Consider the following 25,112-nt stretch of genomic DNA (forward strand, 5'->3'; position numbering starts at 1 on the left):
CCGAGCAGGAACCCGGCACGGCGCAGCGAGTGCTTCTAGACGGTTGCCGCAGACCGCTTGTCGGCGGGCTGACCAGCGCTGGTATCCGCAGCTGCGCGGCGGCGCAGCAGGTCTGGGAGCAGCGTCAGGATTCCGATCAGCGCCAGGGCGACGCCCAACCAGAGCGGGGCCCGCAGGCCGAACTGGTCGATGGCCGTTCCTCCGGCCCAGGATCCGATCATCACGCCGAAGGTGATGAACGAGGAGTGCACGGTGTTGACCAGCGGCCGCGCGTTGGCGGTGCGCTGGACGCGCGTGATCATCGCCGGGTTCATCGTCACTCCGACCAGCCCGATGCCCAGCATGAACACCACCGCGGCAACGCTGACGTGCGCCAGCAGTGCGAATCCGGTCAGGAAACCCGCGTTGAGCACCAGACCCACGAGCAGCACGGTTGTCGTGTGCCGGTCGGCGAGCCGTCCGACGACGGTGTTCCCGATGACCGTCGCGGCGCCGTAGGCGACGAGCAGCAGCGGGACGGTTCCGGTGCTGAAGCCGCTCAGCTCGGTGAGGATCGGGTTGAAGTAGCTGAACGCCGAGAACGTCGCGCCGATGATGAGGGTGCTGGTGAGCAGCACCAACCACAGCTTCGGGCGGCGGAAAGCACCCAGTTCCTGCCGGAAGTTCCCCTCTTCCGCAGCTCCGGAGATACCCGGGATCCCGGCCACGGTGGCCAGCGCCGCAACCACTGCCAACGCCGAAATCGCCCAGAACGCCGCGCGCCAGCCCAGATTCTCACCGACCAATGTGGACAACGGCATGCCGAGCAGGGTGCCCAGCATCAGTCCGTTCATCACCACCGCGATGGCGCGGCCGCGCACCTCCGGCCGGGTCAGCTGCGCGCACAGCGACAGCGCGATGCCGAAGAACGCCTGCGACGCCACGCCGGTGATGATGCGGGCGACCAGCATCACCCCGTAGCCGGCGGCGGTGGCCGCCAGCAGGTTGCCGACGAGGAAGATCCCGAACAGGCCCAGCAGCGCCGCTTTCGGCCGGATCTTCATCAGCGCGACGGAGAGGAACGGCCCGCCCAGGGCCATCGCGGCGGCGAAGGCGGTGATCAGGTAGCCGATCTGCGGGATGGTGGCGTCGAGTCCGACGGCCATCTGCGGCATCAGTCCGGCGACCACGAACTCGCTGGTCACCATGGCGAATATGCCCAGAGCGAGGATGTAGACCGCGCGTGGCATGGCTCTCCCTTTTAGATAGATCAGTACAAAATTTGAGCAGAGTTCGGCGCGCGCCGAGTCGGCGCCGGTTTCAGCTGGTCAGAGCGTCCATCGCCGTCTCAGCGATGGATTCCAGAACGGCCCGGTCAGCCCCCGCCTGGCCGGACACCCGCATCCCGCCGATCACCGCGTTGACGAACCTGGCGAGCGCATCCGCATCGCGCGCGGACGTGATGCTGCCGCCGCGCTGACCGGATTCGATCACCATCCGCAACGCGTCCAGGCGACGCTCGCCGTCCCGGTCCAGCACCCGCGCGGCCTCTTCGTCCCGGCCGGCGAGCTCGACGACGGAATTGACCGTCAAACAACCGAAACTGCGCCCGCCCCGGCGGTTCTCCAGCTCGGCTTCGACGATCTCCGCGAACAGCGCCCGAATCCGCTCCAGCTCGGAGCTCTCGGGGTCGTCCAGGATCGCCAGCTGCTTCGTCGTCATGGCGTCGATGTAGCGGACGAGCGAGCGCATGAACAGGTCGTGCTTGCTGGTGAAGGTGTTGTAGATGCTGCTGCGACCGAGGCCGGTCGCCTCGCACAGGTCCTGGGTCGACGTCGCTTCGTAACCGTTCGCCCAGAAGGTCCGCATCGCGGCTTCGAGCGCACGGTCCTCGTCGAACAACCTCGGTCGCGCCATGCGAAGACCGTAACAGGTTATGAACTGATCTGTCCAATACTGCTCAGCGAGCGTCCTCCGGCGGAACACGAGCGACCCGGGAGAGCAAGTAGCGCAGTGCCACCAGGTGGATCGGGACGACGCACGGCCAGATGATCCGACCCGCCGCCCCGCAGTGCTCGACGAACGTCGCGAAGTCGAAGAACTCCGATCTCACGCGAAGCACCAAGTTCGCCCGCAAACCGAACTTCGAACGCAATTCGAGGCGAATCCAGTCGGATCCCACCTCACCGATCCGCCAACCGAACACGTGCGCCGGAGATGACGACGCCGGGCCGAGCTCCGCACCGAGCATCCACCAGCCTGTGCGCAGGAAGGCCCGAGCAGGCCCAGGCGCGGACTCGAGCGTCGCCCGCGCCCACCGCTCAGCGCCACCATCGTCCGCGCCGATGTGAACGCTGAACGCATCCTCGTAATCAACCTCGCGCAGCGAACTGCACGACCGAACATCGTCGGGTACCGCAACTTCTCGCACACCCGGACGCCGCAGATCACTCGCCACCGCAACTCACCCCGCTGAGGTTCGCCTCGAGCTACTGGACAACGGTCGACCAATGCGCAGCGTACGACCACCGCGCTGGACGCGTGTTCGCGCGAGCGATCTGGGCGGAACGGTGCAACCTCGAGACCGCCCGCTCCTGTCACGTTCCGGCGGCCCTTCTCGTCCACCCTGCGACGAGAAGGAGGACCTCGATGACAACGCGCGCACAGCGCCCGCGGAACGCCTTCACCACGACCGCGACCATCATCGGCGCAGCCATGATGCTCGTGATCGGCGCTTGGTGCCGGCTCGATCCGACGGGCTTCGCCGAGTGGGCGAACTGGCCGAACCACGAGCACTTCCTGCACGACGCAGGGGTGTTCCAGATCGGCATCGGGCTGATGATGCTCACCGCCCTGACCTGGCGCGATGCCCTGGCCGTCGTGCTCACCGGCTTCGCGGTCGTCAACCTGCTCCACGGGATCAACCACGCAGTCGACGCCGGCGGCGGTCGCCCGTCCGATTCGTGGATCCTGTTCGGCACGGCCGCGGTGGGGGCCGCTGCGCTCCTGACCCGGATCCGCACGATCCGCCACTCCGGGCTGGAGGTCGGCCGATGAAGGTCGTGCTGGCAGGAGCGACCGGAACGATCAGCTCCGCACTGGTCCCGCAGCTGCTCGCAGCAGGCCACGAAGTCGTCGGTCTCACCCGGAGTTCCGACGGGGCGCAGCGACTCCGCGCCGCCGGAGTCGTGCCCGTGCTCGCCGACGTGATGAACGCCGAGGCACTCCTGACCGCGCTCGACGGGCAGACCGCGGACGCGGTGATCCACCAGGCCACCGCCATCACACGCACCCCCGCTCGCCATCGCGACCTGCACCCCACAGATGCCCTGCGCGATGCGGGCACCCGAAACCTGCTGCGCGCCGCAGCGCAGCTCGGGGCCCGCAGGTTCGTCACCCAGTCGTTCTTCCTCGGCTACGGGTGGCGCGACCACGGCCAGCAGCGCCTCACCGAAGAGCACCCGTTCGCCGAGACGGGACACGGCGCTTTCGACCACCACCTGCGATCGCTGCGGTCCAATGAGGACCAGGTGCTCAGAACTCCGGGGGTCGAAGGCATCGCCCTGCGCTACGGCCTGTTCTACGGGCCGGAGCCCGCGACGCGGAAGATGCTGGCACTGGCGCGGAAACGACTGCTCCCCGTGCCACGCCCAGCAGCGACGCTGCACCCGATCCACATCGCCGACGCCGCCTCCGCCACGGTCGCCGCCCTCGAGCGCGGACGAGCCGGTCAGGCGTACAACATCGTCGACGACCAACCCGTCGACATGGGCGACTTCCTGAGCGCGGTGGCCGAGACCGCGGGAGCGCCGGCCCCGCTGCGCGTTCCGGGCTGGTTGCTGCGGACCGCGCCCTACCTGCACGCCCTGCTGGTCGGCACCCGGATCCGGCTCGACAACGGCAAGGCCAAACGCGAACTGGACTGGACCCCGCAGTACCCGACCTACCGCGAAGGTCTGCCCACAGCGCTGCCGTGACGGCTGTGGCCAGGAACACGATCCACCGGATCGGTTGGCAGCGCGAGGATTCCGCCGCCGCGCCGGGCGGTCGGCACGCACCGCGCCCCGGTGCCGTCGAAGTGGCTGCGAGCAGGTCATTAGGGTGTACAGGTGGCCTGATCCACGATTCACGGCGAAGGGACTCCGGTGAACGCTCCAGCATCGACCGTCGAAGAGCTGACCGCCCAGCGCGACCGCGCCAGCCAGGACCACGCGGCCCTGGTCGCGCGCGGCCTGAAGCTGGACCTCACCCGGGGCAAGCCGTCGCCGCGCCAGCTCGACCTCTCCAACGACCTGGCGACCGTCCAGGACCCGCTGACCTCCGCCAACGGCACCGACCTGCGCAACTACGGCGGGCTGCAGGGCCTGCCCGAACTGCGGTCGATCTTCAGCGACGACCTGCAGGTGCCGGTCGAGCAGCTGCTGGCGGCCGGCAACTCCAGCCTCGAGCTGATGCACGACGCGCTGGTCTTCGCGCAGCTCGGCACCCTCCCGGGCGGCCAGCGCCGCTGGGTCGAGGAGCCCGAGATCGCGTTCCTGTGCCCGGTCCCCGGCTACGACCGGCACTTCGCGCTGTGCGAGCGGTTCGGCATCAAGATGATCCAGGTCCCGATGACCGCCGACGGCCCGGACATGGACGTCGTCGAGCGCCTCGTCGCCGAGGACCCGAAGATCAAGGGCATCTGGTGCGTGCCCAAGTACAGCAACCCGGACGGCACCGTCTACTCCGACGAGACCGTGCGCCGGTTGGCCGCCATGCCCACCGCCGCCCCGGACTTCCGGATCTTCTGGGACAACGCCTACGCGGTGCACCACCTCACCGACGAGGCCGTCGAGATCGCCGACGTGCTCGCGCTGTGCGCCGAGAACGGCAACCCGGACCGGGCCTTCATCTTCGGCTCCACCTCGAAGATCACCTTCGCCGGTGGCGGCGTCGCCTTCTTCGGCTCCTCCCCCGCCAACATCGAGTGGTGGCTGGCCTGCACCGCCAAGCGCAGCATCGGCCCGGACAAGATCAACCAGCTGCGCCACGTCCGCTTCCTCCGCGACGCCGAGGGCCTGCGCGAGCACATGCGGCAGCACGCGGCGCTGATCCGCCCCAAGTTCGACGCGGTCGACAAGATCCTGACCGCCGAGCTGGGCGACACCGGCCTGGCCTCGTGGACCAAGCCGGCCGGCGGTTACTTCATCAGCCTGCAGGTTCCCGAGGGCTGCGCCCGCGCGGTGGTCGCGAAGGCCAAGGAGGCGGGCATCGCCCTCACCCCGGCCGGTGCGACCCACCCCTACGGCGACGACCCGACCGACAGCGTGATCCGAATCGCGCCGACCTTCCCCGACCAGGCGGAACTCGAAGAGGCCATCGCGGGCCTGGCGACCTGCGTCCGCCTCGTCGGCACCGAGAAGCTCCTCGCCGACCGCCAGAACTGACGCCGCGGGTGGGGGTCGCGAGTGCGGCCCCCACCCAGGTCAACCACCGGCTGCGACCAGTCTCGCCGCGACCCACCGGAAGACCTTCGGGTCGCCGAGCCCGGACTCCGTGAGCCAGTCAGCCGCCTGACGCGCCTGCTGCTCGTCCTGGATCAGCCCCCACTGCCCGGGACGTACACCGGTCGCCCGTCCGACGTCGCGGACCAGACCTCCGAGGCAGGTCCAGGTGTGCCAGAGCCCGCAGTCGTAGCCGACCAGCTCGAAGCCGAGCAGTCGTCCTCCTGAGCAGGGCTCTCCCCGCGCCAGGCGTTCCGGCAAGCTGCCCGCTGCTGCGTCCCAGCCGCCGTCCGCGATGTCGGCCGACAGCTCCGGCAGATCCGGTACCGCGAATCCCACCTCGAGCACGTGCAGCTCGCGGCTCTCCAGAGCGCGTGCTCGTTCGGCCGATCGCAGGTCGTCGAACCAGCCGTCCCAACCGTCCGGGTCGGATTCCAGCACGTCCACGACGCAGCTGCTCATCGACACCAGATCGGCGCTCGGGAGTCCGACGTCCTGCCAGTCCTGCCGAGCGGCGCGCGAAGCGACGCGGTAACCCGCCAACGCGTGGTCGATGGCCATGGAACCAGTTTCGCACCGCCCGCGAACGAAAATCCCGCGATCGCCGCTCCGACCAGCGCTGTCCGATGTGGAATCAGTTCCGCACTACGCCTCGGCGGGGATCTGCTGCTGGCGGAAGGCCGCGGTCACCGTCTGCTCGAGCAGGACCGCGATCGTCGTGGGACCGACTCCGCCCGGCACCGGGGTGATCAGGCCGGCCCGGGTCGCCGCTGCGTCGAACTCGACATCGCCGATGTTGCCCTCGTTGTAGCCCGCATCGATCACGACCGCACCGGGCTTGATCCACTCGCCGCGGACGAACTCCGGCTTGCCGACCGCAGCGACCACGATGTCCGCGTTCCGCACGTGCGAGGGCAGGTCGGTCGTCTTCGAGTGGCACACCGTCACCGTGGCGTCGCGCGCCAGGAGCAGCATGCTCATCGGCTTGCCCAGGATGGCGCTGCGGCCGATCACCACGGCGTGCTTTCCGCGCGGATCCACGTCGTAGGCGTCGAGCAGGCGCATGATCCCCGCCGGCGTGCACGAGGCGAAACCGTCGAATCCGAACGCCATCGCCGCGAAGGACTGCGAGGTGACGCCGTCGACGTCCTTCTCCGCCGAGATGGCGTCGAACGCTGCGCGCTCGTCGATGTGGGCCGGGACCGGGTGCTGCAGCAGGATGCCGTGCACCGACGGGTCGTTCGACAGCTCGGTGATCGCGCCGACCAGTTCCTCGGTCGTGATCGTGTCCGGCAGCGGCACGTGACGGGACTCGATGCCGAACTTCGCGCACCGGTTCCGCTTCATCCGCACGTAGGTGACCGAAGCAGGGTCCTCGCCGACCAGCACGGTCGCCAGGCAGGGTTTGGCCCCGGTCCGCTTCTCGAAGTCCGCGGCCTTCTCACCGGTGCGGTTCATGATGTCGCGGGCCACTGCGGTGCCGTCGATCAGACGAGCGTCAGCCATGCGTTGCTCCTCGGGTGTCGTTCTTCCTCATCACCCAGGCGCGCGGCTTCGGACCGGCAGAACCGGCCGGGCCGCTCCCCGGTGGTACTCCACCTGAACGCCAGTCACGACCCCGCACCACGATAGCGGCTCCGGCATCGCCGGCTGTTCAACAGGTGGCGAGCATCGCTCCGCCAAGAGTTCCTGATCTCCCGGAGTTCGGTTCACCCCTTGCGCACCACGCCGCCGCGTGCGGCAGCGAGCGCTAGGGCGGCTGCGTGCTCGGCGGTGGAGTCGTCGACCGGTTCGGCGCTGATCAGCAGCCTGAAGTAGATCGGTGCGGCGAGCGTCTTGAGCAGTTCGCCGGGGTCTGTGTCGGTGGGAAGCTCTCCGCGCTCGACAGCCCGCGCGATCACCGGCTCGGCGCGCCTGAGCCGGTCGCCGAAGATGCGCTTCCTGGCGTCGGCGATCTCCGGCAGGCGCGCCGCATCCGAGAGCATCGCCGCGAGGACTGCCTGCCCGGTCGGGCTCGTCATCGTGTGCACGAGCGAGCGCGCGAGTTCGCGGAGATCGGTGTCGACAGCGCCGGTATCGGGCACCGGGATGTCCGCGGCGACGTGTTCGGCCAGTGCGTCCACGACGATGCTCTCCCGGTCCGCCCACCGGCGGTAGACGGTCGTCTTGTGCACCCCCGCGCGCTGCGCGACGTTGTCCACCGTGAGGGCGGCATAGCCCTTGTCCACCAGTTCTGCGAGCGTGGCCGCGTGGACTGCAGCGCGGACCTTCTCGCCGCGCCCCACCGCTTTGCGCGGCTCGGCATCAGATGTCATTGCAACTCCGTGTTGCGTTAGCTTCCCGCTTCGTGCCAGCATCAGATTATCGCAACTCAAAGTTGCGTTGTTGGATGCTAGGAGATCGAGACGTGACGAAACGCAGGTCCGGACCGGACGAGCGCAGCTCTTGGACCTTCCGCTCCATCCCCGATCAGTCCGGACGCCTGGCCGTGGTCACCGGGGCGAACAGCGGCATCGGCCAGGTGACCGCGCGAGAACTAGCCCGCCGCGGCGCCCACGTCGTGCTGGCCTGCCGCAACGCGGAACGCGGGCGAGCCGCGCTCGAACGCTTGCGAGCTGAGCTTCCGGACGCCCGAGTCGAGCTGCAGCAGGTCGACCTCGCCAGCCTTCAGTCGGTACGCGAGTTCGCCGAGTCCTTCCCGCACCACCGAATCGACCTGCTCATCAACAACGCCGGGATCGCCATGGTTCCCCTCGCCCGCACCGCAGACGGTTTCGAGTCGCAGTTCGGCGTCAACCACCTCGGCACGTTCGCCCTCACCGGACGACTGCTCCCCCGGTTGCTCGCCGCACCTGCACCCCGGGTCGTGACCGTCAGCAGCGAAGGCCAGCGCTTCGCGCGATTCGACCTGACCAACCTCAACGCCGAACGCGGATACCGAGCCGCATTCGCCTACGTGCAGTCGAAGCGGGCGAACCTCTACTTCGCCCGAGAACTGCACCGCCGTGCGGCGAAAGCCTTCCCGCACCTGCACAGCCTCGCCGTCGCTCCCGGGCTCACCCGCAGCAACGTGCTCACCGGAGGCGCAAACACCGAACGCGGTGCGCTCTACCGGACCGTCATGCCGCTGATCATCCGAGCCGCTTTCCAGCCCACGCCCGGAGGCGCCAGGACGTCCCTGCGCGCCGCGACCGACCCGAACGTGCCCAGCGGAAGCTACCTCGCCCCGTCCGGATTCCTCGAACTGCGCGGCGGTCCCGCACCGCGCAACCAGCACCGGGCCCTGCACGACGTCGAAACCGCGCGCCGGCTGTGGGAGATCTCGGAAGACCTGACCGGAGTTCGCTACGACGTCGACAACCTCGTCCACGACTAGAGCCGCCAACGTCTGCGGACAACCTCCGCAAATTCCATGGAAATCGGATCTTCGATTTCAATGGAATTTTGACCCGGGTGTCTCCCACCAGCACCGGAGAGTGAGGTCGCGGGGTACTGGAAAGGGGAGCCGACCTGAGTGGCCGACTCCCCTTTCAGCAGCACCTTCGCGACTTCGCTTCAGGTGCTCGGTTTTCTGTTAGATGCGGTAGATCCCGACCTACTGGCGCAGTGCACTTATTCGAAGTGTGCGCTATTCCAAGGGTACGAACCGAATACGCTAGGAAGGGGCCGCGGCCGGGTGCAACCGCAGCCAGCTGGCTAGGCGAGCAGAGAACACGCGACAATTGATTCCGCAGGGTCACTAGTGGTCCGGCCTGCAGGGAAGGGAGTCACATGCCGAAGGGTGCGAGACGGCTGACCAGGCCGCAACTCACGGCGCTGGCGCAGGCCGCACTGGACAACGCCGTCGAACTGCTTGACGACGCGCGAATCCTGCTGGCGATGCAACGATGGCCGAGGGCCTGCTCGCTGGCGATCCTGGCCGCCGAGGAGTACGGCAAGTTCTACCTCAGCGTGGTGACGGCGTTGCAGTTGGAGACCGCCACCAAGGAGACCTGGACGAAGTTCTGGAAGGAATTCGGCGGCCACCAGCCAAAGTACACGAATCTGGTCGAGCAGTTCGTTGACGGCCAGGAGTGGGGACCAGCGGGCGGCCCTGGGGACGCGGAGTGGTTGATCGCGTGGAACTCACGGTCAGGACGAGCTGCCGACAGCGACAAACTGAAGCAAATGGGCTTCTACGTCGATGTCGACCGCGGCACCGGTGCGGTCCTCACGCCGGCGCAGTCGATCGACGAGGACATTGCGATCCAGCAGGTCGAGCTGGTGGAGTCCGTGGTCCGCCAGCAGGCCACACTGTTCTCGGATGGCCTCACCTTCCTGGCAACGCCGCCTCCTCAGCTTGAGGGGTTCTGGGCAGAGGCGAAGGCGTTGCAAGCGGCTGGTGCTCCGTCACGGGCCGACGCAATGGCGTTGTGGGAGAAGTACTTCGGCGACATCACGGGCGCAACCACGGACCAGATCGACAGCGACTAGATGCCCGTGTCGCACACCCGGTCCGCGCCGCTGCGTGGTGATCACTCCCAGTCATCTCGTGGGAAATACGGACAGTTGATTCCGCGGGGTCACCAGGTTCCCGCCCTTCCAGATCCGCCTGGGGCTCTCTTCTACTGTGGCGGTAGGGGCACGATCACTGTCAACCGTGCGGTTAGCGTGTGGAGACAAAGTCGAGCCAGTCTCGGCTGACTTGCTTGCTCCAACGAACGGCTGTGTTGATGTGAATACCCAGCAAGTCAGCAATGACAGCAGGTGGCAGTTCGGTGACGAGAGCGGCGAGTGCAGTGTTGCGTGCGACTCGGGCATAAATTCCGTGCCGCGCGATCTTGGAGCTCAATCCGGAGACGGTTACGTGCCGGCCCGGTGACCAACCAGGGAACAACCATCGACCTTCTGCTTGTCCTCGCTCGACGAGTGACCGTGGCTCCGCAGTGGCCCGCTGGATGTGCAGTAGCCGGGCAAGTGCCGGGGGCACGAGTACCGGGCACTTATCCAAGATCAGATATGTATTTCCATTCCGTTCCGTCAGTTGGTCAGCGGTGAGAGCGGCAGTTCGACTGATGGGGTGCCCGTAAAGCAACAGCAACGCTCCCGCTATTCGAACATCCAGAGGTAGAGCAACATCTTGAAGGCACCGGCTTAGTTGCTGAAAGCGCTGCTCAATGTCGAGGAACTCATGGGGCTGTGGCTGGCCAATCCTAGGAACGCGTATCTCGTCGATCAATCCACGCTGTTTGGCCCAGGCGAGAAATCCACGGATACGTTGGGCGCCGCGTGGATTATCGATGAGCCACTCGTCCATGTCGCTCTGATCCAGATCGCCAAGTCGTTTACCGCGGACTTCAAGGTAGCCGAGCAAGTCAAGGGCTGCAGCGAGCTTTGCACGAAGAGACCGGCTGGCCGATTCGGTGAAGTCACGCCTCAGCGCACGCCTGCGAGCACGCGGCAGTTCGAACCAATTTAGGTAAGCTCGAAGTAGCCGTCTGCGCTCACGCGACTCATCTTGAAGAACGCCTTCAAGCCATGGTCCGATCCGCTCAAGATATTCGGATCGCTCAGGCAGGACACCGGTATGCATGAGAACGGAGCGAAGGTAGTGCAGGGCTTGGCTCTGGGGCCACTCATCGAGCAACCGATGGTGGATCTCGCCCTCGGGTTGACACGCGAGGTCTTGAAGCAGTTGAGTGTGATCACTTCTTCTCAGCCAGTTCAGGATCACACTTGGACTATCCACTTCGCTAAATGACTCCAGGAGTGGCACGAGCTGCGGATGGATCTGACCGTTCGGGGCAGACAGGAGTTCGCCAAGTCGTCGCTTCAATACGCATCGATGACATTCGTGGTCAGCATAGAGTTCGGTACCTATGTGGCAGGTGCGGCACATGTAGTCCACTTCAGCCCCGGCACATGGACCACAGATTCGTTCATTCCTAGAATCGAGCCCGATCAGGGGCTGAAGCTGGTGGCACTGCGGACATTCTTCGGTTCGCCGCCGAATGTAGAGGTAGCAGGTACTGCATACTGTGCCAATTGGCCAGCGAGCAGCTACGAGCCTGTTGCGTCCACATGAGACGCAGCGCGATAGAGGGCGAGTACGGGCACGGCATCCCGCACATATAGGCGATCGGTTGGGACCGACGCGCCGGCAAGGCTTATCCCTGAGACAGACTGTGCATTCCGCTATCGGGTCGGTGTGGCAGCCGAAGCAGATATCGGGTTGGTCTGCCGTGGCACGGGTACGGATCCGGCGTTCGCGGCCACACAGACCGCACCGTCGTTTGGGATATCGGTAGCAGCGGCGGCAGATCGGCCCCTCCTCGCGAATCGCCGCCGCAGGCGCTTCCTGCCCGCAGGATGCGCATAGCTTCGGTGGTGGCTGGTAGCACTTTCCACAGAGGGCGGCTCCGTCTGCACGTCGAGCGTTGACCCTTGTCGGACGCCCGCACTCGCCGCACGTCTCGCGGGGTCGATGATCCCGCACGTAGCAAGACTGACAGAGCGGCCGACCGTCGGCGGTCCGTTTGACGATCCGGCTCTTTTTCCCACAACTTGCGCATGGCTCGGCGTTGTGTCGGTGGTAGCAAGCGCCGCAGCGACGTCCGCCCTCAGCCCGGCGCCTGAGATCCGCCTTGGGCTCACCGCAATCCACACATGTAGGCGGCTGGATCGCCCCACATCCAACTGCTTTCAGTGCATGCGCCAAACGAACAATGACGAGAGGAACATCCGAGTTTCCAGACGTCAGCGCGTCCGGATGTTCGACCAAATGCTTGCGCAGCTGGCTCAAGAGCTGCGGCGATGGCGCAGATTCGATAACCGCCGTCAACGCCTTTTCCCTCATGATGCTAGGAATAGCCTTGGTCAGCAGCTCAAGGATCTGATCAGTTGATTGCGGTTTGTTCATTAGCCCTACAGCCCTTCCGGACGACGGATAGTGCTCCGGCGGACCGGCGGTGCAGGCCGTGTATCTTGATCTGCGGTCTTGCGAACCTGCTGGTTAACAACGTGGACCTCGATCAGGTCATTTGGCTGACAGTCAAGGATGTCGCACAACGCAGCAAACGCATCCATGGAGAGTCGTTGCGGAGGCTGCGCGACCAGACGGTAGACCTGCTCCCGTGACAGATGCACACCCCGTTCGGCCAACAACGGGACCAAGTCTGAGGTCTGAAACAACCCTTTCTCTGCCATACGAGTACGTAGATGCCACTGGAAACCCATCTTTTTGATCAAGGAAGCCCGCCCAGCCCTTCGATCTGCTGCTCCCGCAGTGCGCGTGCGAGCAGCCGGTTGCGATAGTCATCAGAAACACCCGTGTAGATCGCCGTAGTCGAAGCATAGGCGTGTCCGACCTGGTCCTGCACGAAACGTTCCGGATAGTCGAACTCTACGAGGTGCGTGACGTAGGAGTGCCGCAAGCAATGCAGATCCAACTCTTTCGGCAGACCAGCCGCGTTTCTTGCCTCCTCGAACGCTTCGTTGATGCCCCGCCGTGAGAGCCGTCCCCGACGCTCAGTCACCCACAGGGCATGGTGTTTGTCCGGGGAAAACAGCGGGCGAATCTCGTCGATCCACTGTTCCAAAGCTGGAGTGATCCAATCCATCTCAGGCACAGTGAGTACCGTGCGCCGCCTCGGCGGGCTGCCGTTCGACGACTTCCCCCATCGAACGAACAACCCGCCGAAACGGCCGAACTCGCGAGCTTTGGGATTATGCCGAAGATCAGCAAGATCGAGACCCCACGCTTCGCTCCGTCGCAATCCGTAAGCATAAATCGTCTTGAGCAAGACGGCGTTACGTTGCGCAGCAAGGGCCCCCTTCCGCTTCTTGGCGCGGATTTCTTCAGCGAGCCCATCAGCAGCATCGAAGAGAGCTTGCACCTCGTCATAGGTCAACGGCCGACGATGCGGCTGTCCCTCGAACTCGGCGACATGAGTAACCGTGTTCCATTCGTTCAGCACCTGTTGTGGAATCTCACCGAACCGTTCACGGCATACCCGGGGCCAGTCATAACGGGCATCGGTGACGTAGTCCAGGAAGAGGCGAAGTGAAGCCAGGTATCCCCGAGCGGTGGACACCATGATCGGTTTATCGCCAGAGCGCAGATGGTCGACAAAGCATTCCACTTCGCTGGCAGTCCACTGCCACGGGTACTGGTTCGAGAAATCCGCCAGGCGACGAACCAAGTCGACCCGCGGTTTGATCGTGTCACCCTTAAGGAACCGGACTCTTTGCTGTCGAGTCCAACCCTCCAACATCGCCTCGAAAACAGCAGGAGCCGGATCGAGATGCGTGACACCAGTCGGCAGCACCTCGTGTGCCGCGCCAGCAAGCTCAACAAGCTGATCCACATGTTGCATCTAACACAACATCGTGAAGTTAGATGCAACCGGGCCTGTTCATGGCTGCTCACACGCCCAGAGGGCGGCCCGGCATTACGCCGGACCACCCTCTGACCTGCCAGTATGCTTTTACTCGCGGTTGATCAGTGTTGCATCAAACGCAATTCCGCTCGATATCAGCTGCAGCCGGAGGTGGAGCCGCAGCCCTCGCAGAGGTAGCAGGAGCCCGACGGGCGCATCTTGGTGCCGCAGGTCATGCACAGCGGCGCGTCCGCGGCCTTGCCCAGTCGCAGCTCCAGGAGCTCGGTCGAGCTGCCCGCCCGGCTCGTGTCCTCGGACTTCTCCTGCTTCGAGTAGTCCACAGTGGAGCGCAAGGTGTCCAGGTGGACCTCGTTCGGCTGCTCGGCCGGGACCACCTCGCCGTTGACCTGCGCCTCCCGCTCATCGGCGGTGAAGATGCCCAGCTGGGCGCGCTTCTCGTAGGGCAGGTAGTCCAGCGCCAGGCGGCGGAACAGGTAGTCCAGCACGCTGCTGGCCATCCGGACGTCCGGGTCGTCGGTCATGCCGGCCGGCTCGAAGCGCAGGTTCTGGAACTTCGAGACGTAGAACTCCAGCGGGATGCCGTACTGCAGACCCACCGAGATCGACATCGAGAAGGCGTCCATGACACCCGCCAGGGTCGAACCCTGCTTGCCGAGCTTGACGAAGATCTCGCCCAGCCCGTCGTCCGGGTACGAACCGGCGTGCAGGTAGCCCTCGGCACCGCCCACGGTGAACGAGACCGTCTGGCTCGGGCGCTTCTTCGGAAGCCGCTTGCGGACCGGGCGGTACTCGATCTGCTTCTCGACCTCCTTCTCCTTCTCGGCCTTGTCGCCCTTGCCCGCCGACAGCGGCTGACCCACCTTGCAGTTGTCGCGGTAGATCGCCAGCGCCTTCAGGCCCAGCTTCCAGCCCTCGAAGTAGAGCTGCTCGACCTCTTCGACGGTCGCCGACTCCGGCATGTTGACCGTCTTGGAGATCGCACCCGAGATGAACGGCTGCACCGCGGCCATCATCCGCACGTGGCCCATCGGCGCGATCGAGCGCTCACCCATCGCGCAGTCGAAGACCTCGTAGTGCTCCGGGCGCAGGCCCGGCGCGTCGACGACGTGGCCGTTCTCGGCGATGAACTCGACGATCGCCTCGATCTGCTCGTCCTGGTAGCCCAGCGCCTGCAGCGCGCGCGGCACCGTCTGGTTGACGATCTGCATCGAGCCGCCGCCGACCAGCTTCTTGAACTTGACCAGCGCCAGGTCCGGCTCGATGCCGGTGGTGTCGCAGTCCATCATCAGGCCGATGGTCCCGGTCGGGGCCAGCACGGAGGCCTGCGCGTTGCGCCAGCCGTTGCGGGCACCGATCTCCAGGCCCTCCTGCCACACCTTCGTCGCCAGCTTGTGCACGGCGGCGTCGTTCTGGTGGTAGGTGCGGACCAGGTCGTTGGCCGCGGCGTGCTTGCGCATGACGCGCTGGTGCGCCTCGGCGTTGCGGGCGTAGCCCTCGTACGGGCCGACCACACCGGCCAGCTCGGCCGACCGCTTGTAGGCGGTACCGGTCATCAGCGAGGTGATCGCCGCCGCCAGGGCGCGGCCGCCGTCCGAGTCGTAGGCGTGACCGGTGGCCATCAGCAGCGCGCCCAGGTTGGCGTAGCCGATGCCCAGCTGGCGGAACTTGCGGGTGGTGATGCCGATCGACTCGGTCGGGAAGTCCGCGAAGCAGATCGAGATGTCCATCGCGGTGATGACGAACTCGACGGCCTTCTCGAACAGGTCCGCGTCGAAGGTCAGGTCGTCGCGCAGGAACTTGAGCAGGTTCAGCGACGCCAGGTTGCAGCTGGAGTTGTCCAGGTGCATGTACTCCGAGCACGGGTTGGACGCGGTGATCCGACCGGTCTCCGGCGAGGTGTGCCAGTCGTTGATCGTGTCGTCGTACTGGATGCCCGGGTCGGCGCAACCCCAAGCGGCCTTGGCCATCTTGTGGAACAGGTCGCGGGCCTGCACCGAGTCCAGCACCTCACCGGAGGTGCGGGAGCGCAGCCCGAACTGGCCGTCGCTCTCCACCGCGCGCATGAACTCGTCGGAGACGCGCACCGAGTTGTTCGCGTTCTGGTACTGCACCGAGTTGGAGTCGGCGCCGCCGAGGTCCATGTCGAACCCGGCGTCGCGCAGCGCGCGGATCTTGTGCTCCTCGCGCGCCTTGGTCTCGATGAACTCCTCGATGTCCGGGTGGTCGACGTCCAGCACGACCATCTTCGCCGCGCGGCGGGTCGCGCCACCGGACTTGATGGTGCCCGCCGAGGCGTCCGCACCGCGCATGAACGAAACCGGACCGGAAGCGGTGCCGCCCGAGGACAGCAGCTCGCGGGAGGAGCGGATGCGGGACAGGTTCAGGCCGGCACCGGAGCCGCCCTTGAAGATCAGGCCCTCTTCCTTGTACCAGTCGAGGATCGACTCCATCGTGTCGTCGACGGAGAGGATGAAGCAGGCGGACACCTGCTGGCGCGAGCTGGTGCCGACGTTGAACCACACCGGGGAGTTGAAGCTGAACACCTGGTGCAGCAGCATCCAGGTCAGCTCGTGCTCGAAGATCTCCGCGTCGGCGTCGGTGGCGAAGTAGTCGTGCTCGACACCGGCGGCGACGTAGGTCTTGACGACCCGGTCGATGAGCTGCCGGAGGCTGCTCTCCCGCTCCTCGGAACCCACCGCACCGCGGAAGTACTTGCTGGTGACGATGTTGACCGCGTTGAGCGACCAGAAGTCGGGAAACTCGACACCGCGCTGTTCGAAGTTGACCGACCCGTCCCGCCAGTTGGTCATCACCACGTCGCGGTGCTCCCACTTGACCTCGTCGTAGGGATGCACCCCCTCCGTGGTGTAGACGCGTTGCACCCGGATGCCCTCGCGGGCACCTGCTGCCGACTCCCCCGCTGCGCCGGCCGGGCTACCGACGGTCTCTGTCATGACCTGACCCTCTTCCTTGTCACTCGCTCGTCGTGCTTGGTCGGCCCCGTCCGGGCTACCCGTCCGGTTCGGTCGTGGCTGTTCACTCAGCGGCGTCCCCGGTCGGGACTCCTGCTGACGTCTTGCGTTTCCGGCCTGGCGGCGAACCGCGCGCCGGCGCGCCTTACTCACTGCTGTTCTCCGCACCGGTCCGCGCGGCCTCGCGGGCCGCTCGCAGCTCGGCGATCTCCTTCTCGAAGTCCTCCACCGAGGAGTACGCCTGGTACACGCTCGCGAAGCGCAGGTAGGCGACCTCGTCCAGCTCGCGCAGCGGCCCGAGGATCGCCAAACCGACCTCGTGGCTGGGCAGCTCGGACACGCCGAGCGACCGGACGGTCTCCTCCACCTGGTGCGCGAGCTGCTGCAGCGCGTCTTCCTCGACCGGACGTCCCTGGCACGCGCGGCGCACGCCGCGCACGACCTTCTCCCGGCTGAAGGGCTCGGTGACACCGGAGCGCTTGACCACCGACAGCACCAGTTCTTCGATGGTCGTGAAGCGCCGACCGCACGTCGAGCACGATCGCCTGCGCCGGATCGCCTGGCCTTCCTCGACCTCGCGCGAGTCGACGACCCTGGAGTCCTCCCCGCGGCAGAATGGGCACCGCACCGGCACTCACCCCCCTTCCCCAGTTCGCCGCCACCTGCCTCGCGGCAGTCGACGACCATTCACGCTCCGTGGGTGCGCGAACACCTTATAAGCCCAACCTGTGGACTAAATACACGGACGTAACTACTAGATGTTGTGGTCGACTCTAAACCTCGCCGACAGCGCGATGCAAACCGGGAACGACCTTCGGCGTGCCGCGTCCGCCTCCCCCGCGCGCCGCGATCGAAAACCGGCAGGTCGCCGCGCGGAGCAGCCGGCCGCGAGACCCCGGCCACTCCGCCGAGCAGATCAACCGGACACCGGAACCACCAGCAGTCGACCGGCTTCGACGGCGGTCGTGTCCAACTCGTTCAGCTCCACGATCCGGGCGACCACGGCCTGCGGATCGCCGCCCGGGGCCACCCGGTCGGCTATCCCCCACAGAGTGTCGCCGCTGTGTACCTCAACCAGGGTGGTACCGCCCGCCATCGGCGCGTCGCGGAACCCGAAGAGCCCCACCAGCATGACAATGAGGAAAGTGAAGATCGCCACCGAGGTCAGCCAAATCCATTCGCCGCTCCGGCCCGCCCGGTCGTACGCGACCGAGGCCGGCCGCACCGCGCGCGGCACGACCCGGCCGGCTGCCTGCACTTCCCCCTCACGAGGCCGGATCACCGCGGCCGGCTCAGCCGTCCTCCGCCGGGCGGCCGACCGCCGCTCGACCTGGCGCGTCCGCCCCGCCGCATCGATGAACGTGGTCATGCCGCCTCCCGCACTGCGAACCAAGATCGAATGAATGTTCGATCGAACCTGCGTGCGATTGTGTACCAAGAGTGCCCCGCAGCGCGATACCTGGGGTCAAAATTAACTCGAACAGGTGTTTGATCTCTGCGTTTCGCGCGTCTACTGTGGAAACCGGGCGTTCCGAACGCCCCCGCGATCAACACCGCAGTTCACCCACATGGACAGGAGGCAGCGGTGGCGAGCAATGCGACCGGCTCGATCAAGGGCCAGGTACAAGACATCAAGGACTCCCAGGCCGAGGTGCACACCCTGCCCGAGCAGCCCAGCGGAGTCGAAGAGCTCAGCGAACGCCAGCTGCGCGTGCTGGACGCCATCCGCAAGTGGATGCGCGAGCACGGCTATCCGCCAAGCGTGCGCGAGATCGGTGATGCCGTCGGCCTCACCTCGACCTCGTCGGTCGCTTACCAGCTCCGCGTGCTCGAGCGGAAGGGCTACCTGCGCCGGGACCCGCACCGCCCGCGCACGGTCGGCGTGCTGGTCGGCGGCGAGCCGGAGCTCGAGGGCTCCGGGCAGAGCAAGCCCGCCTACGTGCCGGTGGTGGGGCGCATCGCGGCCGGCGGCCCGATCCTGGCCGAGGAGTCGATCGAGGACGTCTTCCCGCTGCCGAAGGAGATCGTCGGCGACGGGACGCTGTTCCTGCTCAAGGTCGTCGGCGATTCCATGGTGGACCTCGCCATCACCGACGGTGACTGGGTCGCCGTGCGCCAGCAGCCGGACGCCGAGAACGGCGACGTCGTGGCCGCGATGATCGACGGCGAGGCGACGGTGAAGACCTTCAAGCGCACCGACGAGCACGTCTGGCTGCTGCCCCACAACGCCGCCTACGAGCCCATCCTGGGCGACGACGCGGCGATCCTGGGCAAGGTGGTCGCAGTCCTCCGCCGCCTCTGAGGCGACGGTTCCAGAAGCTCTTCCCGCGGGGCCGAGCAGCGTTGATACCCGGGTCTGGGGATACCTGGGTCAGCGCTTGCGGCGCAGTCGGCCCGTGCGGGAAGGGAGACAGCTCCGGCCAGCACAGCGGCGAACGGCAGTGCTGGCCGGTTGAAGCGCCGGTCCCGCTCGGCTCGATCGACGGATTCGACCCGTCGCCCGGTCAAGAGCACCGGCGCGCAGAACTGGTGACGTCGAGGCAGCGCCCGACGTCACCAGCAGCAGTGCAACAGCAGTCCTCAGCCCTTGCCTGCGAAGGGCTCCAGCGCGCTGGCCAGATCGGACCGGACCTTGGCCTGGAGACGGGTGCCGTCCGGAGTGTGATCCTCAGCGACGACCTCGCCCTCGGCGTGCACCCGGGCGACCAGTTCGCCACGGGTGTAGGGCACCAGCGCGGAGACGAAGACGTCCGGGCGGGGCAGCAGGTCGGCGATGGCCTCGCGCAGCTCCTCCACACCCGCGCCGCTGTGCGCGGAGACGAACATCGCGCCCGGCAGCAACCGCCGCAGCTCGGCCATGCGCGTCTCGTCCACCGAGTCGATCTTGTTCACCACGAGCAGCTCCCGCGGCATCTCCGACTCGTGCTCGTCGCCGATCTCGCTGAGCACCTCGCGCACCGCAGCGACCTGCTCGTGCGGCGACGCCTCGGAGCCGTCCACGACGTGCACCAGCAGATCCGCGCCGCCGACTTCCTCCAGCGTCGAGCGGAACGCCTCGACCAGCTGGTGCGGCAGGTGGCGCACGAAACCGACGGTGTCGGTCAGCGTGTAGGCACGACCGTCCGGGGTAGCGGCCCGGCGGGTGGTCGGATCCAGGGTGGCGAACAGCGCGTCCTCCACCAGCACACCCGCGCCGGTCAGCGCGTTGAGCAGGCTGGACTTGCCGGCGTTGGTGTAGCCGGCGATGGCCACGCTCGGCACCTCGTTGGCCTCCCGGCGACCGCGCTTGGTGCCGCGCACCGTGCGCATCGCGGCCAGGTCCTTGCGCAGCTTGCTGATGCGCTTGTGGATGCGCCGCCGGTCGGTCTCCAGCTTGGTCTCACCAGGACCACGGGTACCGACACCGCCGTTGGCACCGCCGGCACGACCACCGGCCTGCCGGGACATCGTCTCGCCCCAACCGCGCAGGCGCGGCAGGAAGTACTGGAGCTGGGCGAGCTCGACCTGCGCCTTGCCCTCCTTGGAGCGGGCGTGCTGGGCGAAGATGTCCAGGATCAGCGCGGTCCGGTCGACCACCTTGACCTTGAGCTTCTCCTCCAGCTGGCGCAGCTGGCCGGGCGAGAGCTCACCGTCGCAGATCACGGTGTCCGCGCCGGTCGACACGACGATGTCGCGGAGCTCGAGCACCTTGCCGGACCCGACGTAGGTGCCGGGGTCCGGTCGGTCGCGGCGCTGGATGATGCCCTCCAGCACCTCCGAACCGGCCGTTTCGGCCAGCCGGGCCAGCTCCTCCAGCGAGGCGTCGGCGTGCGCGGCGTCGCCATCGGTCCAGACGCCGACCAGCACCACGCGCTCCAGGCGGAGGCGGCGGTATTCGACCTCGGTGATGTCCTCGAGCTCGGTGGACAACCCCGCGATCCGCCGCAGCGACGCACGCTCGGTGCGTTCCATCTCACCCGTGGACGGATCTGCAGACGGGACGGATTCGTACTCGTCGGGTTCGACCACGTCGTGGTCGAGCTCGGCGGACCAGGTCAAAGAATTTTTCATATCAACGCCATTGTCCCACGGCCCGCGACTGATTTTCACGCCTCGAACCGGCGGTGACCCGTTCGCACCCGTGTGAGGCCACCAACAGCCGAACCGCTACGCGTTCTGCCACCAGGTCGGGTCGAGGTGCCCGCGGGCGACCAGGACTGCCGGTCCGGTGAGCGTGGCAGTCGTCGAGGTGACCTCCACCTCGACGGTGCCACCCGGGATGTGCACGACCCGACGCCCGGTGTCCGCGCCGGCCGCGCGCAGCGCCGCGACCGCCGCCGCGACGGTGCCGGTCCCGCAGGAGCGGGTTTCGCCCACCCCGCGCTCGTAGACCCGCATCTGCACGTGATCGCCGTCCAGCGGCCGGACGAACTCGACGTTCGTGCCGTTCGGGAACAGGTCTGGGTCGTGCGGCGGCCGGGTCTTGAGGTCCAGGCCTTCCAGCTCGACGTCGCTCACGCAGGCCAGGTGGGGGTTGCCGACATCGACGGCGACCCCGGTGAAGGTGCGGCCGGACGCGGTGGTGGTGGACTCGCCGAAGATCTTCGTCGCACCCATGTCGACGGTGACCTGCCCGTCGTCGCAGATCCGGACCGGTCGCACGCCCGCGCGGGTGCCGACCGGCAGCTCACCCCCGGTGGCCAGCCCGGCGTCGACCAGGTAGTGGGCGAACACCCGCACACCGTTGCCGCACATCTCGGCGATCGAACCGTCGGCGTTGCGGTAGTCCATGAACCACACGTCGGCCGGGACGTCGGCGGGGGCGTCCGGCAGCGCGCCGGCCCGGACCACCCGCAGCACGCCGTCCGCGCCCAGCCCGCGCTGGCGGTCGCACAGCGCCTGCACCCGCGCCTCGGTCAGCTCCAACGCGCCGTCGGGGTCGGGCAGGATGACGAAATCGTTCTGGGTGCCGTGGCCCTTGATGAACTCGGGCCCCTGAGAAGTGCGCACGCAGCAAGTCTACGGAGCGAGCGCGGCCCGGACGTCGGCGACCAGCGCCGGGTCGGCGGCGTCGAACCAGCGGGTCCGGAGGTCGCGGCGGAACCAGGACCGCTGCCGCCGGACGAAGCGGCGGGTGAGCTTGGCGGTCTCGGCCGCGGCCTCCGCCATGTCCTCCTCGCCGTCGAGTTCGGCGAGGACCTGCTGGTAGCCGAGGGCACGGCTGGCGGTGCGCCCCTCGCGCAGCCCGACCTTCTCCAGGCGGCGGACCTCGTCGACGAGTCCTGCGTCGAACATCCGGGTGACGCGCAGGTCGACGCGCTCGTCGAGGGCCTCGACCGGGCGGTCCAGCCCCAGCAGCATCGCGCCGTAGCGCGGCGGCCCGGGCTTGGGCAGGTTCGCCGAGAACGGCTTGCCGGTGATCTCGATGACTTCGAGCGCACGCACGATGCGCCGCCCGTTGCTGGTCAGGATCGCCGCGGCGGCCGCCGGGTCCAGCTCCGCCAACCGCTGGTGCAGGGCGGCGGGGCCGACCCGCGCGAGCTCCGCTTCGAACTTGCTGCGGACCTCCGGATCGGTCCCGGGGAAGGTCAGGTCGTCGATCACCGCCTGCACGTAGAGCCCGGAGCCCCCGACCAGGATCGGGGTGCGGTTGCGGGCGAGCACGTCCTCGACGACGCCGCGGGCCTGCCGCTGGTAGGCCGCGACCGACGCGGTCTCGGTGACGTCGAGGACGTCGAGCAGGTGGTGCGGAACGCCCTGCCGCTCGGCCTCGGTGAGCTTGGCGGTGCCGATGTCCATCCCCCGGTAGAGCTGCATCGCGTCCGCGTTGATCACTTCACCGCCGAGCTCCTGGGCGAGCTCCACGGCCAGATCCGATTTTCCGGTGGCGGTGGGACCGACGATCGCCACCAGGTGGGGAAGGCACTGCACCCCCCGACCCTAATCGCCCCCGACCCACCGGATCCCCTTGCCCTGGGTGGTCGATTTCGCACGAAATCGACACCACCCGGGGTGATTGCGCTGGGGTCAGGGCTGCCGGGTCCAGGTCGCGACGTGGTAGGTGACTCCGTACGGGGTTGCCGAGTAGAGGAGCTCGCCCCGCCAGGTTCCGCCGCTGGCGGCCACCACTCCCGGCAACACCTCGAGCGCCGCGCGGCCTTCGACGCCGAGTTCGGCGCACAGCTCCGGGTCCAGCGCCTGGAGGCGGTCGGTGTCGACATCGGCCAGCGCCGTGCGGATCTGCTCGTCGAGCTGCCCTGCTCGCTGGTCCGGCGGGTACGGCGAGCGCTCGTCGGAGCAGTTCGTGCCATCCGCCAGGACCAGCAGGCCGGTCGCTTCCTCCGCCAACGACTCACCGAGCCGCCGGCACTCCTGCGCCGGGGTGTCCGGAGCGAGCAGGTGCACCGATGCGGAGCGGGCACCGGCCTGTTCGCGCAGCAGGCCGGTGACCAGCGCGGGGAGCGGGAAATCCGGGTCCGCGGGCGCGGTGCCGCCCAACGTCACCGGGACGTCGACGCCGAACCCCGCGAAGGTTCCGGCCGAGTCCGGGCCCAGCACGCGCGGGCCCGATCGATCTGCGCCAACGGCCACCCATTCGGTTGCACATTCAGTCAGACTGGACACGGCGCGCGAACAGGCGCCCCGCACACGCTCGGTCTCCGCATCGGCTCGCACGGTCAGCGCGGGGGCGAGCAACGGCGGGTACGGCACCACGGCGACACAGGTGATCACATCTGTGCACGGTAGAGGCACTGGCGAATGGCACGGAGCGGGGAGTCACGAGCGGCTTCGAGGCCGGCTCGGCCACCCCTGCCCGCTGCAACCGAACAGGTGCTTGATGACAATGAAGCCGTGCAGGTCACAAGATCGCTGCGGGTGCCGCGCGCGGAGGTTCGCCGTCGCTCCGGCGCGTCAATTCCGCGACGGAGTACCGATTCGCGCCTTGACCTGTTTGAATGCGCCAGCGGAGGACGGACCGCCGATGGGTTCGGGTCACCGCTTGCTGGGCCCCGATCGTTCGGGGCGCCCGTGCCGAGCACGGGCATCGGAGCGGGCACGCAAGGAGGAAGCCGGCCATGACGCACCAGGACACGACCCCCGAGCCGGTCGCCAAGAAGGCGACCGAGGACTCGACCACCGGCACCACCGGGTCAACCACGGCCGCGCCCGCGGTACCGACCGCGTCCAGCGATCCCACCAAGTGGGGCCGGGTGGACGACGACGGCACGGTCTACGTCCGCACCGCCGACGGGGAACGGGCGATCGGCTCCTGGCAGGCCGGTGACGCCGCGGAGGGCTTGGCGCTCTACGCGCGCAAGTTCGACGACCTGCTCACCGAGGTCGAGCTGCTGGAGACCCGGCTGCGCACCCACGCCGGCGACCCGAAGCACACCCTGACCAACGCCAAGCACTTGCACGAGTCGCTGGCCGATGCGCACGTGATCGGTGACCTGGCCGCGCTCAACGCCCGGATCGAGCACCTGCTGGAGCGCGCCGAGCAGGCCGTCGAAGGCGCCAAGCACGAGAAGGAGCAGGCCCGCGCGGACGCCATCGCGCGCAAGGAAGCCCTGGTCGCCGAGGCCGAGGAGATCGCAGCCGAGGCCACGCACTGGAAGAGCGCGGGCGACCGGCTGCGCCAGATCCTCGAGGAGTGGAAGAAGGTCCGCGGCGTCGACCGCAAGACCGACGAGCAGCTGTGGCGGCGGTTCTCCAAGGCGCGCGACGCGTTCAGCCGCCGCCGGGGTTCGCACTTCGCCGAGCTGGACCGGCAGCGCGCGGCGTCCAAGGCCCGCAAGCAGGAGCTCGTCGAGGAAGCCGAGGCGCTGACCGAGTCCAGCGACTGGGGCGACACCGCGAACCGCTACAAGCAGCTGATGGCCGAGTGGAAGGCCGCCGGGCGGGCGCCGAAGGACAGCGACGAGGCGCTGTGGCAGCGGTTCCGCGCCGCGCAGGACCGCTTCTTCAGCCGCCGCTCGGAGGCGTTCTCCGAGCGCGACGCCGAGTTCGCCGAGAACGCGAAGCTGAAGGAGGAGCTGCTCGTCGAGGCCGAGCAGATCGACGCGTCCGCCGACCTCAAGGCCGCCCAGGCGCACTTGCACCGCATCCAGGAGCGCTGGGACGAGATCGGCAAAGTGCCGCGGGAGCGGATGCGCGAGCTGGAGGGCCGGCTGCGGGCCGTGGGCGACAAGATCCGCTCCGCCGCGGACGCGCAGTGGCGGCGCACCGACCCCGAGGCGTTGGTCGACTCGCGCGTCCAGCGCTACGTCGTCGCGCACCTCGTGGTGGATGTGCGGGATGCGATGGGGGCGAACGCGGTCAAC

The 25,112-nt window shown here is 67.5% G+C and carries 23 protein-coding genes and 1 riboswitch; of the genes, 8 read left to right on the forward strand and 15 right to left on the reverse strand.

What is annotated here, in order from left to right; translation table 11 throughout:
- Positions 1-35: 35 nt before the first annotated feature.
- The 3 genes from ABTZ89_RS00965 to ABTZ89_RS00975 all read right to left on the reverse strand — a co-directional run bounded on the left by ABTZ89_RS00965 (position 36) and on the right by ABTZ89_RS00975 (position 2,092).
- A complete protein-coding gene (locus ABTZ89_RS00965) occupies positions 36-1,229 on the reverse strand; it encodes an MFS transporter (RefSeq protein WP_351038678.1) in 1,194 nt (397 codons plus the stop codon).
- Positions 1,230-1,299: 70 nt separating this feature from the next.
- A complete protein-coding gene (locus tag ABTZ89_RS00970) occupies positions 1,300-1,896 on the reverse strand; it encodes a TetR/AcrR family transcriptional regulator (protein ID WP_270948008.1) in 597 nt (198 codons plus the stop codon).
- A gap of 43 nt (positions 1,897-1,939) precedes the next feature.
- On the reverse strand, positions 1,940-2,092 hold the full coding sequence (locus ABTZ89_RS00975; RefSeq protein ID WP_351038680.1) for a hypothetical protein: 153 nt from the start codon (positions 2,090-2,092) through the stop codon (positions 1,940-1,942).
- Positions 2,093-2,628: 536 nt separating this feature from the next.
- On the opposite strand from ABTZ89_RS00975, the gene ABTZ89_RS00980 reads away from it, so the two are divergent.
- The 3 genes from ABTZ89_RS00980 (at position 2,629) to ABTZ89_RS00990 (ending at position 5,405) form a co-directional block, all read left to right on the forward strand.
- Positions 2,629-3,036: a hypothetical protein gene (locus tag ABTZ89_RS00980; RefSeq protein ID WP_270948010.1), complete on the forward strand. Its 408-nt coding sequence runs from the start codon at positions 2,629-2,631 to the stop codon at positions 3,034-3,036.
- On the forward strand, positions 3,033-3,956 hold the full coding sequence (locus ABTZ89_RS00985; RefSeq protein ID WP_351038683.1) for an NAD-dependent epimerase/dehydratase family protein: 924 nt from the start codon (positions 3,033-3,035) through the stop codon (positions 3,954-3,956). Before ABTZ89_RS00980 ends, ABTZ89_RS00985 begins: the two co-directional genes overlap by 4 nt.
- A 168-nt stretch (positions 3,957-4,124) precedes the next feature.
- Positions 4,125-5,405, forward strand: coding sequence for an aspartate aminotransferase type Ic (locus ABTZ89_RS00990; protein WP_351038685.1), 1,281 nt, complete (start codon positions 4,125-4,127; stop codon positions 5,403-5,405).
- 39 nt (positions 5,406-5,444) lie between these two features.
- On the opposite strand, the gene ABTZ89_RS00995 is transcribed toward ABTZ89_RS00990, so the two are convergent.
- The 3 genes from ABTZ89_RS00995 to ABTZ89_RS01005 form a co-directional block, all read right to left on the reverse strand.
- Positions 5,445-6,023: a hypothetical protein gene (locus ABTZ89_RS00995; RefSeq protein WP_351038687.1), complete on the reverse strand. Its 579-nt coding sequence runs from the start codon at positions 6,021-6,023 to the stop codon at positions 5,445-5,447.
- 84 nt (positions 6,024-6,107) lie between these two features.
- Positions 6,108-6,968, reverse strand: a complete 861-nt coding sequence (locus tag ABTZ89_RS01000) for a bifunctional 5,10-methylenetetrahydrofolate dehydrogenase/5,10-methenyltetrahydrofolate cyclohydrolase (RefSeq protein WP_351038689.1) — start codon at positions 6,966-6,968, stop codon at positions 6,108-6,110.
- A 25-nt stretch (positions 6,969-6,993) separates the two neighbouring features.
- A riboswitch (ZMP/ZTP riboswitch) is annotated at positions 6,994-7,086 on the reverse strand.
- Between the two features lie 85 nt (positions 7,087-7,171).
- Positions 7,172-7,777, reverse strand: coding sequence for a TetR/AcrR family transcriptional regulator (locus tag ABTZ89_RS01005; RefSeq protein WP_351038691.1), 606 nt, complete (start codon positions 7,775-7,777; stop codon positions 7,172-7,174).
- A gap of 92 nt (positions 7,778-7,869) precedes the next feature.
- On the opposite strand from ABTZ89_RS01005, the gene ABTZ89_RS01010 reads away from it, so the two are divergent.
- From ABTZ89_RS01010 to ABTZ89_RS01020, 3 genes are all read left to right on the forward strand, one after another.
- On the forward strand, positions 7,870-8,838 hold the full coding sequence (locus ABTZ89_RS01010; RefSeq protein ID WP_351038693.1) for an oxidoreductase: 969 nt from the start codon (positions 7,870-7,872) through the stop codon (positions 8,836-8,838).
- Positions 8,839-9,233: 395 nt separating this feature from the next.
- Complete coding sequence (locus ABTZ89_RS01015; RefSeq protein WP_351038695.1) at positions 9,234-9,935, forward strand: AbiV family abortive infection protein; 702 nt, start codon at positions 9,234-9,236, stop codon at positions 9,933-9,935.
- 664 nt (positions 9,936-10,599) lie between these two features.
- Entirely contained in the window at positions 10,600-10,920 is a 321-nt protein-coding gene (locus tag ABTZ89_RS01020; protein ID WP_351038697.1) for a hypothetical protein, read from the forward strand.
- A 1,445-nt stretch (positions 10,921-12,365) separates the two neighbouring features.
- Here ABTZ89_RS01020 and ABTZ89_RS01025 read toward each other — a convergent pair.
- From ABTZ89_RS01025 to ABTZ89_RS01045, 5 genes are all read right to left on the reverse strand, one after another.
- Entirely contained in the window at positions 12,366-12,677 is a 312-nt protein-coding gene (locus ABTZ89_RS01025; protein ID WP_351038699.1) for a helix-turn-helix domain-containing protein, read from the reverse strand.
- 8 nt (positions 12,678-12,685) lie between these two features.
- Positions 12,686-13,816, reverse strand: a complete 1,131-nt coding sequence (locus ABTZ89_RS01030) for a tyrosine-type recombinase/integrase (RefSeq protein WP_351038701.1) — start codon at positions 13,814-13,816, stop codon at positions 12,686-12,688.
- Positions 13,817-13,974: 158 nt separating this feature from the next.
- A complete protein-coding gene (locus ABTZ89_RS01035) occupies positions 13,975-16,794 on the reverse strand; it encodes a vitamin B12-dependent ribonucleotide reductase (protein ID WP_270948016.1) in 2,820 nt (939 codons plus the stop codon).
- A 163-nt stretch (positions 16,795-16,957) separates the two neighbouring features.
- Positions 16,958-17,440, reverse strand: a complete 483-nt coding sequence (nrdR, locus tag ABTZ89_RS01040; RefSeq protein ID WP_270948017.1) for a transcriptional regulator NrdR — start codon at positions 17,438-17,440, stop codon at positions 16,958-16,960.
- Between the two features lie 288 nt (positions 17,441-17,728).
- On the reverse strand, positions 17,729-18,181 hold the full coding sequence (locus tag ABTZ89_RS01045; protein ID WP_270948018.1) for a LysM peptidoglycan-binding domain-containing protein: 453 nt from the start codon (positions 18,179-18,181) through the stop codon (positions 17,729-17,731).
- A gap of 216 nt (positions 18,182-18,397) precedes the next feature.
- Between ABTZ89_RS01045 and lexA the strand changes: the two genes are divergently transcribed.
- On the forward strand, positions 18,398-19,114 hold the full coding sequence (gene lexA / locus ABTZ89_RS01050) for a transcriptional repressor LexA (RefSeq protein ID WP_502949496.1): 717 nt from the start codon (positions 18,398-18,400) through the stop codon (positions 19,112-19,114).
- Between the two features lie 278 nt (positions 19,115-19,392).
- On the opposite strand, the gene hflX is transcribed toward lexA, so the two are convergent.
- The 4 genes from hflX to ABTZ89_RS01070 all read right to left on the reverse strand — a co-directional run bounded on the left by hflX (position 19,393) and on the right by ABTZ89_RS01070 (position 23,382).
- Positions 19,393-20,763: a GTPase HflX gene (gene hflX / locus ABTZ89_RS01055; RefSeq protein ID WP_270948040.1), complete on the reverse strand. Its 1,371-nt coding sequence runs from the start codon at positions 20,761-20,763 to the stop codon at positions 19,393-19,395.
- 195 nt (positions 20,764-20,958) lie between these two features.
- Entirely contained in the window at positions 20,959-21,801 is an 843-nt protein-coding gene (gene dapF, locus ABTZ89_RS01060) for a diaminopimelate epimerase (RefSeq protein ID WP_351038704.1), read from the reverse strand.
- 9 nt (positions 21,802-21,810) lie between these two features.
- The gene (miaA, locus tag ABTZ89_RS01065; protein WP_351038706.1) at positions 21,811-22,722 is read right to left on the reverse strand and encodes a tRNA (adenosine(37)-N6)-dimethylallyltransferase MiaA; all 912 of its coding nucleotides are present in this window, start codon (positions 22,720-22,722) and stop codon (positions 21,811-21,813) included.
- A 96-nt stretch (positions 22,723-22,818) separates the two neighbouring features.
- Positions 22,819-23,382, reverse strand: coding sequence for a class III extradiol ring-cleavage dioxygenase family protein (locus tag ABTZ89_RS01070; RefSeq protein ID WP_351038708.1), 564 nt, complete (start codon positions 23,380-23,382; stop codon positions 22,819-22,821).
- A 485-nt stretch (positions 23,383-23,867) separates the two neighbouring features.
- Here ABTZ89_RS01070 and ABTZ89_RS01075 point away from each other — a divergent pair.
- On the forward strand, positions 23,868-25,112 hold a 1,245-nt coding region (locus ABTZ89_RS01075; protein ID WP_351038710.1), incomplete at its 3' end, for a DUF349 domain-containing protein.

This window comes from Saccharopolyspora sp. NPDC002686 (genome assembly GCF_040295745.1).
GTDB classification, from domain to species: Bacteria; Actinomycetota; Actinomycetes; order Mycobacteriales; family Pseudonocardiaceae; genus Saccharopolyspora; species Saccharopolyspora oryzae.